The 16,554-nt window shown below is 59.8% G+C and carries 13 protein-coding genes; 6 read left to right on the top strand and 7 right to left on the bottom strand.

Going from position 1 to position 16,554, the window contains the following annotated elements:
- The first annotated feature begins 387 nt into the window (after positions 1-387).
- The 6 genes from ACK6D9_RS10325 to ACK6D9_RS10300 all read left to right on the top strand — a co-directional run bounded on the left by ACK6D9_RS10325 (position 388) and on the right by ACK6D9_RS10300 (position 8,918).
- Positions 388-1,077 carry a L,D-transpeptidase gene (locus ACK6D9_RS10325; protein ID WP_412051598.1) on the top strand — a complete coding sequence of 230 codons (690 nt, stop codon included), beginning with the start codon at positions 388-390 and terminating at the stop codon, positions 1,075-1,077.
- Between the two features lie 336 nt (positions 1,078-1,413).
- Complete coding sequence (gene betI / locus ACK6D9_RS10320; RefSeq protein WP_412051597.1) at positions 1,414-2,007, top strand: transcriptional regulator BetI; 594 nt, start codon at positions 1,414-1,416, stop codon at positions 2,005-2,007.
- The gene (betC, locus tag ACK6D9_RS10315; protein WP_412051596.1) at positions 2,004-3,542 is read left to right on the top strand and encodes a choline-sulfatase; all 1,539 of its coding nucleotides are present in this window, start codon (positions 2,004-2,006) and stop codon (positions 3,540-3,542) included. The genes betI and betC overlap by 4 nt, the downstream gene beginning before the upstream one ends.
- A 30-nt stretch (positions 3,543-3,572) precedes the next feature.
- Complete coding sequence (betB, locus tag ACK6D9_RS10310) at positions 3,573-5,036, top strand: betaine-aldehyde dehydrogenase (protein WP_412051595.1); 1,464 nt, start codon at positions 3,573-3,575, stop codon at positions 5,034-5,036.
- A 19-nt stretch (positions 5,037-5,055) separates the two neighbouring features.
- Positions 5,056-6,735, top strand: coding sequence for a choline dehydrogenase (betA, locus tag ACK6D9_RS10305; RefSeq protein ID WP_412051784.1), 1,680 nt, complete (start codon positions 5,056-5,058; stop codon positions 6,733-6,735).
- A gap of 818 nt (positions 6,736-7,553) precedes the next feature.
- Positions 7,554-8,918, top strand: coding sequence for a hypothetical protein (locus ACK6D9_RS10300; protein ID WP_412051594.1), 1,365 nt, complete (start codon positions 7,554-7,556; stop codon positions 8,916-8,918).
- 416 nt (positions 8,919-9,334) lie between these two features.
- Here the strand turns inward: ACK6D9_RS10300 and ACK6D9_RS10295 are convergent, their stop codons facing one another.
- From ACK6D9_RS10295 to ACK6D9_RS10265, 7 genes are all read right to left on the bottom strand, one after another.
- Positions 9,335-10,153: an SDR family NAD(P)-dependent oxidoreductase gene (locus tag ACK6D9_RS10295; RefSeq protein ID WP_412051593.1), complete on the bottom strand. Its 819-nt coding sequence runs from the start codon at positions 10,151-10,153 to the stop codon at positions 9,335-9,337.
- A 138-nt stretch (positions 10,154-10,291) separates the two neighbouring features.
- Positions 10,292-11,044: an ABC transporter permease gene (locus tag ACK6D9_RS10290; protein WP_412051592.1), complete on the bottom strand. Its 753-nt coding sequence runs from the start codon at positions 11,042-11,044 to the stop codon at positions 10,292-10,294.
- Complete coding sequence (locus tag ACK6D9_RS10285; RefSeq protein ID WP_412051591.1) at positions 11,041-11,976, bottom strand: ABC transporter ATP-binding protein; 936 nt, start codon at positions 11,974-11,976, stop codon at positions 11,041-11,043. The genes ACK6D9_RS10290 and ACK6D9_RS10285 overlap by 4 nt, the downstream gene beginning before the upstream one ends.
- On the bottom strand, positions 11,973-13,097 hold the full coding sequence (locus ACK6D9_RS10280) for an ABC transporter permease (RefSeq protein WP_412051783.1): 1,125 nt from the start codon (positions 13,095-13,097) through the stop codon (positions 11,973-11,975). Before ACK6D9_RS10280 ends, ACK6D9_RS10285 begins: the two co-directional genes overlap by 4 nt.
- Positions 13,098-13,203: 106 nt before the next feature.
- Positions 13,204-14,115 carry an ABC transporter substrate-binding protein gene (locus tag ACK6D9_RS10275; RefSeq protein ID WP_412051590.1) on the bottom strand — a complete coding sequence of 304 codons (912 nt, stop codon included), beginning with the start codon at positions 14,113-14,115 and terminating at the stop codon, positions 13,204-13,206.
- An 870-nt stretch (positions 14,116-14,985) separates the two neighbouring features.
- A protein-coding gene (locus ACK6D9_RS10270) for an IS5 family transposase (RefSeq protein WP_412049012.1) occupies positions 14,986-15,737 on the bottom strand; the annotation gives its coding sequence in 2 pieces (ribosomal slippage) (positions 14,986-15,404 and positions 15,404-15,737; 753 coding nt in all).
- A 61-nt stretch (positions 15,738-15,798) separates the two neighbouring features.
- A complete protein-coding gene (locus ACK6D9_RS10265; protein ID WP_412051589.1) occupies positions 15,799-16,125 on the bottom strand; it encodes a hypothetical protein in 327 nt (108 codons plus the stop codon).
- Positions 16,126-16,554 lie beyond the last annotated feature (429 nt).

Here is a 16,554-nt window from a genome sequence, read left to right as displayed (position 1 = left end):
ACCGCCTTCTTTTTCTGTGTTTGCTTGCCGTCACGCTTGGCTTGACGGGGCCCTTGACGCGTGGGCTTTCGTCCCAGGCAGTGGCTTCGCCGAACGCGATAGAAGCAGCGCGGACCGCGGGCACGTCTGATGCCAAAACCAATACATCCAGTCGCTGCCAGCGTGGCGCCATCGCTTGGTCGGGCTGCTGGTTTCATGCACTGCCGCTGCCTGCAGTGGGCAAATTGGCACATCTCTCCTCCGGCAGAACGCTTGACGTTGCCTCGGACGGCACCCGCGGTGAATTGCGGGCAAGCCGAATTTTCAGGCCTCCGCGCCTGAGCTGACCTAAAACCCGGGCCTGTCCGCCGACAGGCCAGCTTGCTTCAGCTTCAAAGGACCAAATCCATGATTACCCGACGCCTTTTCCTCGGCGCAGCCTCGCTGGCCGCGCTTTCGGGCTGCACCACGATTTCCAGCCGCGAGACCTCCAACGCCGAACCGATCAAACCGCGCGCGCGCGTCATGCCAGCCGCCTATGGTCCGGTTCTGGACGAACCCTTCCCGATCGAAGCCGTGCCGGCAGGCGTGGTGCCGGAACGCTTCTGGCGCCAGCGCGTGGACAATCCGTTCCGCAATGAAAAGCCGGGCACGCTGATTGTCGATCCGGGCACGTTTTACCTGCACCTGGTTGAAGAAGGCGGCACCGCCATGCGCTACGGCATCGGCGTTGGCCGGCAGGGCTTTTCCTGGTCCGGCGACGCGGTGGTGCAGTACAAACGCAAATGGCCGCGCTGGAAGGCGCCCGATGACATGGTCGCGCGCAATCCATCGTTGATCCCCTATTCGGTCGCCAATGGCGGGATGGATCCGGGGCCGCTCAACCCGCTCGGCGCCCGGGCGCTCTATCTGTTCCAGAACGGCGAGGACACGCTTTACCGGATTCACGGCAACCCCGAAGCCAATTCAATCGGCAAAGCGGTCTCGTCGGGCTGCATCCGGCTGCTCAATCAGGACATCATCGATCTTCATGGCCGGGTGAAAAACCGCGCCAAGGTTGTTGTTGTCCCGGCCGGTATGCCGGCTACAGTGGCCTGACACTTCTGTGACGCGACCGCCCGGTTCGGGCGGTCGCGCACCTGCACCAGATTGCTCCCACACGGGACTGGGCGGCCAGTCGACCGCCAGTGTGCGTTCATTCCAGAGCGTGGCAAAACGAGTGCCCGGGCGCGTGACCGGGCCCGCGGCAACTTGTGCACCTCTGTCCGCCAGCAAGCGCTCCCCAAAATCCCGATTCCCAGCTTCAGACCCGGTAGTTGGCTGAGAGACGCAACAGGTCCAAGTTTTTTATTGATTGATCAGTCAATCAAAATTAAACTCCAGCTTCACCGTCTGTATAAAACACCTGTCCAACCAGTCCTCGGGAGATGCTTTATGCCCAAAATCGGTATGGAACCCATCCGCCGCAAGGCGCTGACAAATGCCGCGATCGAGGCCATCGGCGCGCGCGGCTCGATGGATGTGACGATGTCGGAGATTGCCGGGCGGGCGGGGGTTTCGCCGGCTTTGGCGCATCATTATTTCGGCTCCAAGGAACGGCTGATCAGCGATTCAGTCCGGGCGCTGCTCAGCGATCTGCGGGGCGACGCCATCAGCGCGCTCAAGGCTGCGAAAAGTGATCGTGCGCGGGTATCAGCGCTTATCGCGGTGAGCTTTTCAGACAAGCAGTTTTCCGCCGAGGTGGTGGCGGCATGGCTGGCGTTTTACGTCGATGCCCAACGCGCGCCGGAAATCCGGCGACTACTGTCGGTCTACGCCCGGCGGCTGCATTCCAACCTGATGAGCGGGCTGGCGCCACTTGCCGGCGCGTATGAAGCCGAACGAATTGCCGAAGGCGCTGCGGCGATGATCGACGGGCTTTACATCCGCAAGGCGCTTGGCACCGGCCCTGCCCGCCATGACGCGGTGGCGCTGGTCGAGGACCACATCGAAACACATTTGCTGGAAATTCGCGGAAGGACGCTATGACCGAGACCGAGACCCGGCGTCCCAACATCCTGATCCTGATGGTCGACCAGCTCAACGGAACGCTGTTTCCGGATGGCCCGGCAGATTTCCTGCACACGCCCAACCTGAAAAGGCTGGCCAAACGCTCGGTGCGGTTTGCCAATAATTACACCGCCTCGCCCTTGTGCGCGCCGGGCCGGGCATCGTTCATGTCGGGGCAATTGCCGCGGCGGACACGGGTCTATGACAACGCCGCCGAATTTGCGTCCGACATTCCCACTTACGCGCATCACCTCAGGCGCGCCGGCTATTACACCTGCCTGTCGGGCAAGATGCATTTCGTCGGCCCCGACCAGATGCACGGGTTTGAAGAACGGATGACCACCGACATCTATCCGGCCGACTTCGGCTGGACTCCGGATTACCGCAAGCCCGGCGAGCGGATCGACTGGTGGTATCACAATCTGGGCTCGGTTACCGGCGCAGGCGTCGCCGAGACTTCCAACCAGATGGAATATGATGACGAGGTGGCATTCTTCGCCAGCCAGAAGCTGCACCAGCTGGCGCGGACCAGCGACGACCCCGCCTCGCCGCCCTGGGCGCTGACGGTGTCGTTCACGCATCCGCATGATCCCTATGTGGCGCGGAAGCAATTCTGGGATCTTTACGAGGATTGCCTCGAGCTCACGCCGCGCGTGCCGCCGATCCCGTATGCAGAGATGGATCAGCATTCGCAGCGTCTCTACAACGCCAATGACTCCGAGCGCTTCGACATCACCGAGGACAATGTTAGGCGCTCGCGCCAGGCCTATTTCGCCAATATCTCCTATCTCGATGACAAGATCGGCGGGATTCTGGCCACGCTCGAAGCCACCCGCATGACCGACAACACCATCGTGGTGTTCTGCTCCGACCATGGCGACATGCTGGGCGAACGCGGCATGTGGTTCAAGATGAGCTTTTTCGAGGGCTCGGCACGGGTGCCGCTGATGATCGCGGTGCCGGGCGAGAACGGGGGGCTGGTCAGCGAGCCTACTTCCAATCTCGACATCAACCCGACACTGGCCGATCTCGCCGGCGTATCGCTTGCCGAGGTCGCACCATGGACCGATGGCGAAAGCCTGACGCCCGCCATGGCTGGCGAGACGCGCACAACGCCGGTGCAGATGGAATATGCGGCCGAAGGCTCGGAAGCGCCGCTGGTGGCGATCCGTGACGGCAAATTCAAGTTCATCCACTGCGAGCTCGATCAGCCGCAATTGTTCGATCTCGACGCCGATCCCGATGAGCGCATCAACCTGGCAAACGACCCGGCACAGGCCGAGCGGGTTGCCCGCTTCATGGCGCAGGTGCGGGCCAAATGGGACATGGCACGCTACGACGCCGAGGTGCGCGAAAGCCAGGCGCGGCGCTGGGTGGTCTACGAGGCGCTGAGGAACGGCGACTACTATCCGTGGGATTTCCAGCCGCTTCAAAAGGCCTCCGAGCGCTACATGCGCAACCATATGGACCTCAACATTTTAGAAGAATCGAAAAGATTTCCGCGCGGCGAATAGGCCCGGCCCGGACACCAATGGAGACATGACATGAAAGCACAACCAACTGCCTCCCATCACATTGCCGGCGCCTATGTCGAAGACGATGCCGGTACGGTGATCGAAAGCATTTATCCTGCGACCGGTGAACTCAATGCCCGGCTTTATTCGGCAACGCCAGCCATCGTCGAGCAGGCCGTGGCCGCCGCCAAAGCCGCACAACCGGCCTGGGCGGCGCTGAAGGGCGTCGAACGCGGCCGCATCCTGCTGCGCACCGCCGAGATCCTGCGCGCCCGCAACGAAGAAATCTCGCGGGTGGAAACGCTGGACACCGGCAAGGCTATCCAGGAAACGCTTGTGGCCGACGCCGCATCGGCTGCAGATGCGCTTGAATATTTCGGCGGACTGGCGGGTGCGATTTCCGGCGAGCATGTCGATCTGGGCGGTGATTTCGTCTACACCCGCCGGGAAGCGTTGGGCGTCTGCGCGGGCATTGGCGCCTGGAACTATCCGATCCAGATTGCGGCCTGGAAATCCGCGCCGGCGCTTGCCTGCGGCAATGCCTTCATCTTCAAGCCCTCCGAGATGACGCCGCTGACAGCACTGCTGCTTGCCGAAGCCTTCAAGGATGCGGGCCTGCCAGCCGGCATTTTCAATGTGGTTCAGGGCTATGGCGATGTCGGCGCGGCACTCGCCAGCCATCCCGATATTGCCAAGGTGTCGCTGACCGGCTCAGTGCCGACCGGCGCCAAGGTGCTGGCGGCGGCAGCGCCGACCATCAAGTCGGTAACCATGGAACTGGGTGGGAAATCACCGATCCTGGTGTTTAACGACGCCGACATGGAAGACGCCATCGGCGGGGCGATGCTCGGCAATTTCTACTCGACCGGGCAGATCTGCTCGAATGGCACGCGGGTGTTCGTGCAACGCGGCATGCATGACCGGTTCCTCGAGCGGTTGAGAGAACGAACCGAGGCGATCCGCATTGGTGATCCGCTCGATCCCGAGACCCATCTGGGGCCGATGGTTTCGATCGCGCAGCGCGACAAGGTGCTTGGCTATATCGAGAGCGGCAAGCGCGAAGGCGCGCGGCTAGTCACCGGCGGTGGCGTGCCGGAGCTCCAGGGCTTCGAGAATGGTGCCTGGATCCAGCCCACGGTGTTTGCCGATGTCAGCGACGACATGGCCATTGCTCGGGAAGAAATATTCGGTCCGGTGATGAGCGTGCTCGCCTTTGACGACGAGGAAGAGGCGCTCAGCCGTGCCAACGACACCCAGTTCGGCCTGGCGGCAGGCGTGTTCACCGCCGATCTGACGCGGGCACATCGTGTTGTCGCCAAACTCGAGGCCGGCACCACCTGGATCAACAGCTACAATCTGACCCCGGTTGAAGCCCCGTTCGGCGGCGTCAAGCAATCGGGCATCGGGCGCGAGAATTCGCGCGCAGCGATCGAGCATTACACCCGCCTCAAGAGCGTCTACGTGGCCACCGGGCCTGTCGACAGCCCCTACTGAGCACGGACCGAGGATAACCATCATGCAAGCAGATTTCGTCATCATCGGCGCCGGTTCGGCAGGTTCGGCCATGGCCGCGCGGTTAAGCGAGGACGGCAAGCACTCGGTGATTATCATCGAGCATGGCGGCTCGGATTTCGGCCCCTTCATCCAGATGCCGGCGGCGCTGTCCTATCCGATGAACATGGGGCTCTACGACTGGGGCTACACCACCGAACCGGAACCCAATCTGGGCAACCGGCGGCTCGCAGCACCACGTGGCAAGGTGATCGGCGGCTCGTCCTCGATCAACGGCATGGTGTTCGTGCGCGGGCACGCCGGCGATTTCAACCATTGGGCCGACCAGGGAGCCACAGGCTGGTCGTTTGCCGATGTGCTGCCCTATTTCAAACGCATGGAAACCTCGCACCAGAACGGCGGCATCGGCGGCGAAGAGGGCTGGCGTGGTACCGACGGACCGCTGCATGTGCAGCGCGGACCGGCGGAAAATCCGCTGTTTGCGGCGTTCATCGAAGCCGGTCGCCAGGCCGGTTACGGAGTGACCGACGACTATAACGGTTCCCGTCAGGAAGGCTTCGGGCTGATGGAGCAGACCATCCACAAGGGTCAGCGCTGGTCGACGGCCGAAGCCTATCTCAAGCCTGCACTGAAGCGCAAAAACGTCAACCTCGTCAGGGCTCTGGCGCGGCGGGTTGTGATCGAGAATCAACGCGCCACCGGGGTAGAAATCGAGCGCGGCGGCACGGTGGAGACCATCAGCGCCAAGCGCGAGGTCATCATCGCCGCGTCTGCCTTCAACTCTCCCAAGCTGTTGATGCTGTCGGGCATCGGCCCGGGTGCGCATCTGGCGGAACATGGTATCGACGTGATTGCCGACCGGCCCGGCGTCGGTGCCAATCTGCAGGACCATCTGGAAGTCTATATCCAGCAGGAATGCATCCAGCCGATCACGCTCTATTCCAAGCTCAACCTGTTCTCCAAGGCGATCATCGGCGCGCAATGGCTGTTCCTCAGGCGCGGGCTCGGCACCTCCAACCAGTTCGAGGCCTGCGGCTTCATTCGCTCTGAAGCGGGTGTGCCCTACCCCGATATCCAGTTCCATTTTCTGCCCGGCGCGATCCGCTATGACGGCAAGGCAGCTGCACCGATGCACGGTTTTCAGGCCCATGTCGGACCGATGCGCTCGGCCTCGCGCGGCGATGTTCGGCTACGCTCGGGCGACGCGAAGACGGCCCCGGTGATCCGCTTCAACTATATGAGCCATGCCGAAGACTGGCAGGAGTTTCGCAGAGCCGTGCGGATTACCCGCGAGGTGTTTGCGCAAGCGGCGTTCGATCCCTATCGCGGCATGGAAATCCAGCCGGGCGCTGATGTCCAGAGCGACGACGAGCTCGACGGTTTCATCCGCGAGCACGCCGAAAGCGCCTACCATCCCTGTGGCACCTGCCGGATGGGCCGGGCCGACGACGCCACCGCCGTGGTCGATCCGGAAACCCGGGTGATCGGCGTCGACGGGTTGCGGGTGGCCGACTCGTCGATCTTCCCGCGGGTGACCAATGGCAATCTCAACGGTCCCTCGATCATGACCGGCGAGAAGGCCGCCGACCACATTCTCGGCCGCACGCCGTTGCCGCCGAGCAATCTCGAGCCTTGGACCAATCCGGACTGGCGCGAGACCGACCGGCTGCACCCAGCCTGAGAGAAGGCCACCCCGCGGCGGCAGCACCCGAACGGGCGGGCCTTCCGAGGCCTGCCTGCCGCGGAAGATACATGGTATCGCCGGCGCGACCTGACGATAGCGACCGGGCACGCGCGATGACGCGGGCGTGCGGCTGCCATTTCCGGGTCCCGTGGCCGAATCCACGAGCCCATCGCGCTGGCTCCATCCGCCCGAATTGTGGTCATAGATTCGTCCGGAGGACGGCGGATCGAGCTCACGCCGCGCGCCTCAGGTCGCCGCACGCGCCCCAAACTCGCTTTTTAGTTGTGTTTATTTTTATCGCACTTATAAGGCGATTTTTACAAATAATTTCAATATACTTAGCCATAAGTATAGACCGCTTAAACAACGCAATCTGGCGTGTATGTTATTGAATACGCAGCGCTTATCGTAAATTTATATTTGACTTTAACCGTTTTCGGATGATTTAATATAAACATCAAAACCAGAGCATCGAAACTTCTATTCGCATTCACCGCGCAGTATCGGTGGACTGTTTGTCCGCGTGCATTTGCTCGACCTGCAAATACCAGACGCATCCAATCGGATGCGATGTATACTTCGTGACCTATACGCGAATATGAACGTCTCAATACCAGAATAATATTTGGCTGCTCCTTCCAAGGCTCCCATTCCCTCTCTGAATCTCTGATTCAGGGCAATGCAACTCTGTGTCCAATTTCATATGAAAGGAGTCATTACCAAGAACATCTCCAGCCTGAATCACATCTTCCGCCGCTCTTCGGTTCGGCCGTCTTGCAATGTGAATGATCAACTTCAAAAGGTAAGGACTCGTTATGCGAAAAGTACTGATTAACACCCCTGAACTCGAAAAAGCGGCAAGGGAATACGAAAACATTCACCCGATCGCCTTGTCGAGTGAACACCCGCTGACAACGGCCAAGCTTGCCGATGTCAACGACAAGTCCTGGAACTATCTGTATGGCGCCATGGTCGACGGGCTGAATATCTCGCCCAATAATTTCCAGCTGATCTATCCCTTCACCACATGGGATTGGAAGGTGGTTTCGCTCGGCTATACCAGTGCTGCGCAATGGGATTTCTGTTCCGCGGTGCCGCAGTTCAGTGCAACCGGGCAATACACGTCGGCCGGAACCGCTTTCAACGACAGCTATGGCCAGATGCTCAATGTGGTGAGTGCTGCGACAACCGACCCGAAGCTGAAGGCCGACATCGAGCAGGCCCGCAACATGCTGCAGCTCGCGGCCAACAATCATGACACGATCTACAGGCAGGCGACCGATGCCTACAAGACCGAGACCGGCGGCACCAACACACCGCCCTTTACCGAATGGCTGGGAAGCACCGGCGGCCGATCCTGGCAGGCGCAGCTGGATTCGGCTTGGCAGAATGTGCAGTCGCAACAAAACGTCTACAATCAGCTGCTGTCGGAAACCACCACGCCGGGTCTGAAGGACGCCCAGGATCGCAACGGCAACAAGGACTATTACACCAAGCTCGAGGACCCTGCCCTGTCGGCTTTTCCACTGGTGCCGGGATACTCGCTTTCGATGGATGCAACGACCTGGCTCAACAAGGTCCAGTCGGGCACCGGCGGCAGTTCCGGATCGATCGGGTTTTCGAATTCGCAGTCGCAGTATGATTACAAGAAGACCTGGGCCGGCGGCAGCGCCTCGATCGGCACGTTTTTCTGGAGCGTCAATGTCGGCGGTTCCTGGGAACGGGTCGACGAGTTTGCCTCCGATTCATCCTTGAAAGTCGATGTCAACTTCAAGGCGTGGGACCAGATCTCGATACAGGCGGCGCCCTGGTACAATGGCGGGTTTGTCAAAAGCGTTCAGAACGGCCCGTTCATTCGTGGCTTCTCGCCCTATGGCGACAGCGGCTCGAAGGCCGTCTGGGGGCCTGACGGCATCATGTCGGTGCAAAAGGTCGGCATGCTGGTCTGCTACAAGCCCTCGTTCACGATCACCGTCAGCCAGTCGACATTTCAAGCGTTCTCCGAGAGATGGGAAGTCTCGGCCGGCCTGCGCATCGGCCCGTTCAGCTTCAGCGGCGGTGGCGGCAGTTCGTCGTCGGGCTGGAAGGCGGATTCGGCGACCAACACATTTACCGGGGAATCCACCGCTGAAACGGCGCTGATCATGGGCGCCAGTATCAACCTGATCAACCCGAAATAGCCGGCCTGCACGGCACCGCCAAGCGCGGCCCCGAAGCGGCCGGGGAAGCACAATCGCCTCCCCGGCATCTGTCTCCCGCGTCCCGACCGGGGCCGCGCGCCTGGCTCATTCCCATGCCCGGATCTCACACGCCCGGGCGACACTGCGGTGGTCCCACGCGCCGGTTTACTGAAGCCGTTGCAGGGCAGGATTGAGCCCATTGGAGGCCTGTAGCGGTTTCTCCGCATTGGTATTTTCGGGCTTGAGCCGACTTTGAGCTATAGCGAGTGTAATGGCCGATTTGCGCCCCATATAAGATATTGAGTCGGGCTTTAACGCTGCTTCAATGCAGAATTGGTCGACAGTCCTAAGTCCTTGTCAGCTAAATTGCTCTTCTCGGGGGAGATGAAAGCATGCTTTCTTTATCGGCATCCGTTTTACCCCTTAAATTCTGTCTGCAGCCCCGGTCGCGACCCCAGGCCCATGGATGCATCCAGGACTGCGCCATGCATGACGCGCGATGCAGGTGTCGCCAGAAAGTGCACCACGGCGGCGATGTCAGCCGGTTGGATCAGGCGGCTCTTGGGCAGGTTGGCGCAAAATCTTGCGCGTTCCTCGGCGCTAAGCTTGTTCAGCGTGCTGGCCTGGAACATCGGCGTGTCGGTCGCGCCCGGGCAGATCGCAAAGACATCGACATCCTTGTGCGTGGTCTCAGCCGCCAATTGACGGGTTAAAAAGGCCACGGCTGCCTTGCTCATGCCGTCGGATAACCGGAACCCCGGAAATGCGGTGATGCCGCCTCCGACAGAGCTGATGTTGATCAGCTTGCGGTTTGTGCCTTCCGGCAGTGACAGGAATTCCTGACACATTTTCAGGGTGCCATCTGCATTAATAGTCATCATCAAGCTGTCTTGTTCGGCAGCGTCATCAGACAAGACAGCGACTGTGGCCGAGCCGACTGCAGCATTGTTCAACAGAATATCAATTCTGCCGTGTTCAGCGATTACGCTGGCAAAGCAGTGGCGTATTGATGTGTGGCTGCGCAGATCAAGCGGGTGGGCCGTCACATTCGGCAGGTCAAAGCTGTCCAACGCCGTTGCGCGGTCTTCGACATTTTCGACATAGGTGAATGCAACCGTTGCGCCGTATTGTGCCAACCGTTCCACACAGGCTCGCCCAATGCCGCCCGTGCCGCCGGTCACAAGAACAATCCGGCCGCTCAGATCAAATGGCGCCAACAGGTCAGCAAGTGTCACGGAGAAATTCCTTTTGTTTTTCGGGGACAAGGCCACGCATCGCGAACCGCGCAGCCACGCTCATGCGCTTTATGGCACCAAATTCGGAGCAAGCAAAACCACCACGGGGATCGCACCAAAGCCGGAATGGCTTTCCGGTCAAGCCTGTGACAAGCCGGTCCGGCGGGCGAGAATACGCTCGATGGCGGACAGTCCATCATAGAGCAAAATAGCAACCGCGCCGACGATCAGGCCGCCTTGCAGCACGAAGGCTGTGTTGTTGGTTTGCAAGCCGGCGATGATCACCTCCCCCAGGGTCTTTGCCGCGACCGTGGAGCCGATCGTCGCGGTTGCAAGGCTGACGACCACCGACAAGCGGATACCAGCCAGGATGATCGGCATGGCCAGCGGCAGCTCGACCCGCCACAGCCGCTGCCGGTCTGTCATGCCTGCCCCACGCGCGGCTTCCAGAACCGGACCCGGCAGGGTCGCAAATCCGGTCAGCGTGTTTTCGAAGATCGGCAGCAGCCCGTACAGGAACAAGGCAACCAGCGTCGGTTTCTCACCGAAGCCGAGCACCGGAACGGCGAGCGCCAGAACCGCGACCGGCGGAAAGGTCTGGCCGACATTGACCAGGCTGCGCGACAGCGGCAGGAATTCCGCGCCGAACGGGCGGGTGACCAGAATGGCGAGCAAGACGGCCACCACAGTCGCCGCCGCGGTCGCAATCGCCACTGTGCGCAGATGCAGCAGGGTCAGCGTCAGCAGGCTGCCCTGATTGTAGATCACCGGCGCATTTTCCTGGGCCAGAGGGCTGAGCAGCGGCTCGAACAAGTCGGGCGAGAGCAGAAAGACCACCAGCAGCGACAACAGGCAGGCACGTGCGAACCATGGAAACCATGTCCCCGTCATGGCCCGGCAGCCCGGCGCGCCAAGGCTTCGAGTGTCACCTTGCCGAGCGACGAGCCATCGGCACCGACAACCGGTGCTGCCTTTCGACCGCTCCACAACAGCTCGGACAAAGCATCCCTTTGGCTGGTGGTTTCTAAAAGCGACGCGCCTTGCGCCGTACCCGGTTCGACCGCATGGCCCACCGTGTCGATCGACAACAGCCGGAAGGCACGTTCATTTTCACCAATCAGGCTCTGGACAAAATCGGTGGCTGGCTGCTTCACAAGATCCGAGGGCGTGGCGTATTGCACCAGTGCGCCTGCATCCATCACCGCGATGCGATCAGCCAGGTGAAAGGCCTCATCCATGTCGTGCGTGACCAGGATGATCGTGGTTCCGAACAGTTTCTGGATCTCCAGCAGATCAATCTGCGCCTTGGTGCGGATGATCGGATCGAGCGCCCCGAATGGCTCGTCCATCAAAAGCACATTCGGCTCGGCCGCCAGTGCCCGTGCGACACCCACGCGCTGCTTCTGACCGCCGGAGAGCTCATGCGGAAAGCGGTCGGAAAACATCGCGGGATCAAGCTGGAACAGCTCGAGCAGTTGCGCCACCCTCGCCTTGATCCTGGCCTTGTCCCAGCCAAGCAGATCAGGGACGGTGGAAATGTTCTGGGCAACGGTGCGATGGGGAAACAGCCCGTGGCCCTGGATCGCATAGCCGATGCGACGCCGGAGCTCGAATCCCGGCAGCGTGCTGATGTCTTCGCCGTCGATCCGGATCAAACCGGAGGTCGGCTCGACCAGCCGGTTGATCATCCGCAGCAGCGTTGTCTTGCCGGATCCCGAGGTGCCTACCACCACCGTGACGCTATGCGGCTCCATGACCATCGAGATGTCGGCGACCACTGTCGTCTGATCATAGCGTTTGGTGAGGCCCTCGATTTCAATCATCTGACTGTTCCAGCTGTGCCCGCGGGGGCGTAGAGGTCGACAAGCGCATCCAGGACGATGGCCGATGCGAAAGCGAGAACCACCGTCGGCACCGCTCCGAGAAGCACAAGATCCATGGCCGTCTGCCCCATGCCCTGGAACACGAACACGCCAAAGCCGCCGCCACCGATCAGCGCGGCGATGGTCGCAAGGCCGATATTCTGCACCAAAACGATCCGGATGCCGGTCAGGATAACCGGAAGGGCAAGCGGCAGTTCGATCCGCGTCAGCCGCTGGGCGCCGGTCATGCCGACACCACGCGCCGCCTCGTTGGCTTCACGTGGCACGCCGGCAAGGCCAACCACCGTATTGGCTACTACCGGCAGCAGCGAATAGAGAAACAGGGCGACAAAGGCGGGTGCTGCACCGATGCCGCGAATGCCGAGCGCGCTGGCGCCCGGAACGTTGATCGCCACCCAGCTCAGCGGGGCGATCAGGATTCCAAACAGCGCGATCGATGGAATGGTCTGGATCAGGTTGAGCACATTCAGCACACCGGCCCGCAACCGCTCCACCCGGTGGCAGAGAATACCGAGCGGAACGCCCACCATCGCCGCGACCAGAAGCGATCCCACGGCCAGCAGGACATGCCGCAACGCCTCGGCCCAAAAGGCATCTGCACGGCTGGCATATTCCTTGAGGATCGAAAGATTGGCCCACAGCCCGGACGTCAGAAAGACGCCGACAGCCGCCAGCGCCACCGCAAGCAAGGCGACACGCGTGAGCGGTTTCGGATTGAGGCGTGCGATAGCATCAGCTGCCATCAGGGCGAAGGCAAACACCAGCACCCAGAAGCCGGACGCCGGCGCAATGCGCGCATAACTGTCACCCTCCGGCGTCAGATTGCTGGCGGCTATGCCGATGGTGACGGCTAGGCCCGTAAGCATGATCGCCGCGATCAACAGGCGCAGCAAGATCGGGGCGCGAACCAGAGCGACCAGACCGGCAACCAGCAAGGCAATGGCCAGCACAACACCAAGCCCCGACGGCAGGGCTTCCAGCAGAAAGCGGCCTTCGCCGGGCACGATACGATTGGCTCGAAAAGTCACGAACGGGGCGGCATAGGCGCCATAGGCGACCATGAGAGCGAGGACCACACCAAGCTTGTCAAAGCGAAGGCCCAAGCCGCGCTCCCCGTCAGAACCGGACGCGGCCTGCTTCCAGGGATCAGAGGCAGACCGCGCCATCCTATTTCAGAAAGCCGTTTGCTTTCAGGAAGTCATCAGCCACCGCCTTGGCCGGCTCGCCGCCGACCTGGACACGACCATTGAGATCCTGAAGTGTCACCAGATCGAGCTTTTCAAACACCGGCTTCAGCAGCGCCTCGATCTCCGGGTGCTGTTTGAGAACCGCTTCGCGAATGATCGGCGCCGGCTGGTAGACCGGCTGCACCGATTTGTCGTCCTCGAGCACAACCAGACCGGACGGGGCGATGCCGCCATCAGTGCCGTACACCATGGCCGCATTGACGCCGCTGGTCTGATTGGCCGCAGCCCCGATCGTTGCTGCCGTGTCGCCGCCCGAAAGCGTGATCAGCTGATCCGGCTTCAGCGTGAAGCCATAGGCGGTCTGAAAGGCCGGCAGAGCGGCTGGCGAATTCACAAATTCGGAAGAGGCTGCCAAGACGACATTGCCGCCGTTTGCGACATAGGCGCCGAAATCGCTGAAGGTCTTGATCTGGTTGACCTCGGCAACATCCTTGCGAACCGCAACCGCCCAGGTGTTGTTGGCCGGCGACGGCGTCAGCCAAACGATCTTGTTGGCGTCATAGTCAAGCAACTTGGCCTCCGCATAGGCCTTTGCGGCATCCGTCCAGAGAGGATCATCGGCCTTCTGGAAGAAGAACGCCGCATTGCCGGTATATTCGGGATAGATGTCGATCTCGCCGGCGGTGATCGCCTGTCGCATGATCGGCGTCGCGCCCAGTTGCAGGCGATCCGTGGTCTCGATGTTGTTTGCATTGAGCACCGAGAGGATGATGTTGCCAAGCACACCGCCTTCGGTATCGATCTTGGACGACACCACCACCTGCGCCGACGCGGAGGCCGCCGTGACAAAGAGTGCGAGGGTGGTTGCGATTATGTTGGGTAGAAAACGCATTGTCGCTGTCTCCTTCAAGAGAGTTTCCGCGTGAGGCAATATTGGCATATCCGCGATAAAACGCGAAGCACGACAGCGCATATAAGTTCATGACCGGCAAAGGACAGGGCGCCCTCAAAAATATTTGCCGGGCGATCCCAGTTTGGCCTTAAACATGCAATTGCGCGTTCTTGCAGGCTTTCGCGACAAGTAGGATTGAAGCACAGACTCTTGTGCACTTGGCCGTCGGTGGATCGGAGACGATGATGCTGAAAAACCGAACGGCAGCTTTCAGAAAGTTGCATCGCAGCGTGCGCTCGTACGGCGATGGTAGGCTTTGGGCCGGAACCTGTGGTGAAGATGGCACGAATGAATGTCCGCTTCGGTAAACTGCTGTCCGGAAGCGGTATGTCGGCTTGCGGCCCCATTTCTACCGTTCCTTCTCGACACAGCGGAAGACCTCTTTTCGTCCGAACGGGCCAGCAACGAAGATCAGAAAAGTCCGGACAACGACCATCCGCTGCCTATTCATGCGGCGACGCTGTCTCCTAGCCGCGTCACGCTTCGATTGCCCCATTACACCCGGCCGGCTTTCCATGCGTCGTCACTTCGATGCCTGACCGCGCATTGCTCAACCGGCTTCCCCACCATGTAGATATCCTGGAACTGAACGGCGACATCTATCACCCGGAGCCGGTGAGGAAGGCCCGTCAACTACAACCACTGTTAGCTGCCCAAATGGAATAGCCCCGCCAATCGATTGCGGAGATTACACAGGGGGCCGGTCACGCTCCGCCGCTATCATTCTGCCCGAATGGCGCTGTTGGTCTATTTCACCGAGCCTGAAAAACTCCATTTATTCCTGAAACTGAAGCTAGGGGCTGTTGACGTTTACCGTGTGTGAATGAGCGTTGCGGCAATTGAGATGAAGGCTTTGAAACTCTGGTCGGTTTTGCAAGAGCGCATTGCTATCCCTCTGTTTTCCTTCAGTTTGCCAAAGTAGTTTTCGATCAAATGCCGCCATTTGTAGGTTTCCTTGTCGAACTCTGCCGGGAACCTCCGGTTGGATTTTGGCGGTATGACCGGGGTTATGCCGCGATCCAGCAGGCCATTGCGCAGCCAATCCGCGTCAAAGGCCCTGTCCGCCAGCAAATATCCGGCGGACAAGCCGCTGATCAACGCATCGGTCTCGCGCAGATCATGAGCTTGCCCTGGCATCAGACAGAAATCGACGAGATTACCGAGCGCATCCGTCAGAGCCAGTATCTTTGTCGTTATGCCGCCGCGTGAGCGTCCAATGGCCTGGCAGAGAGTCCCCCTTTTGCGCCCTGACCCGAGCGATGAACCTTGACGATAGTACCGTCGATCATTGCGTATTCCAGATCGGCGTCTGAGGCTAATGCTTTGAACATACAATAGAAAGCATCCGCTTTGACCCATCTGCGGAACCGCTTGAATACAGAATTCCATTTGCCAAACTCACCCGGCAATTCGCGCCATTGCGCGCCCGTGCGGACGATCCAGAGGACTGCCTCCATGAAAAGTCGTGGGTCACGTCCGGTTTGTCCGGGATCGGTGGTTTTACCCAGGCAGTATGGTTCGATGATCGCCCATTGCGAATTGGATAGGACTCTTCGGGTCAAGGTTGCTCTCCTCCGTTTGCAACCTTGAATCAGAAGTCAGGTGATTTGGGAATCCCGAACGTCAACAGCCCCTAAATCCATTCCCGGATTTTTTCGCTTTTACGGTTGCTGTTGCGCATTGTCCACCGATAGGAATCTTAAAAGAGGAGCTCTTAATAGCCAGGTTACCCCCGTCGAGGACAAACGCGTCGGCAGGTTGGGCAGTAATCCAGCCCTGATTACAGCTTCCAGAAAGCTTCATCTGCGTCTTTCCCCCCGATACCCGAAGCATCAACTTCCCGCCGGAGGATTTGGCGGTCCATTTACCTGTCATTTCGGAAGCTGCATATACCGGCTGCATGATTAATAGTAACGAAACAACACCAAAAAAAGATGATTTCCAGTTCATGAATATATCTCCCCTACTGATTAAAAGACCAATGAATTATCTCAAAATAGCAGAGCCTATTCTACACCTATTTGGATCACTTCCGTCAAGGAAATGTAATTTTTCGGATGCACCGACGTCATGACCTGAAGTCATTGATGATTGTGCTGAGAATGGGTCCGATCTCTTACTCCTTGATCTGAATGAAAGTTCGACCATCGTGTTGCGGTACGAAATCTGCCAATCGTTGTTCAGTTCGAGCAGAAGAGCATGAATGTTTTGGAGTGCGCAGCCAGAAAACGCTGAACTGGTTTCTGTGTGCACCGAATGAACGATTTCACCGAGTCGACGTCTAGACTACGCACCTGCAGTGGCCTGCGCCCCACCCAGACCGATCAGGAATGAAGATCGGAAGATCCCCGGCAATAGGCATCCGCTCGATGATGATGA

Source organism: Hoeflea sp. Naph1 (assembly GCF_046837775.1).
In the GTDB taxonomy this organism is placed as follows: domain Bacteria; phylum Pseudomonadota; class Alphaproteobacteria; order Rhizobiales; family Rhizobiaceae; genus Hoeflea.
This window is presented reverse-complemented; position numbering and strand designations above follow the sequence as displayed.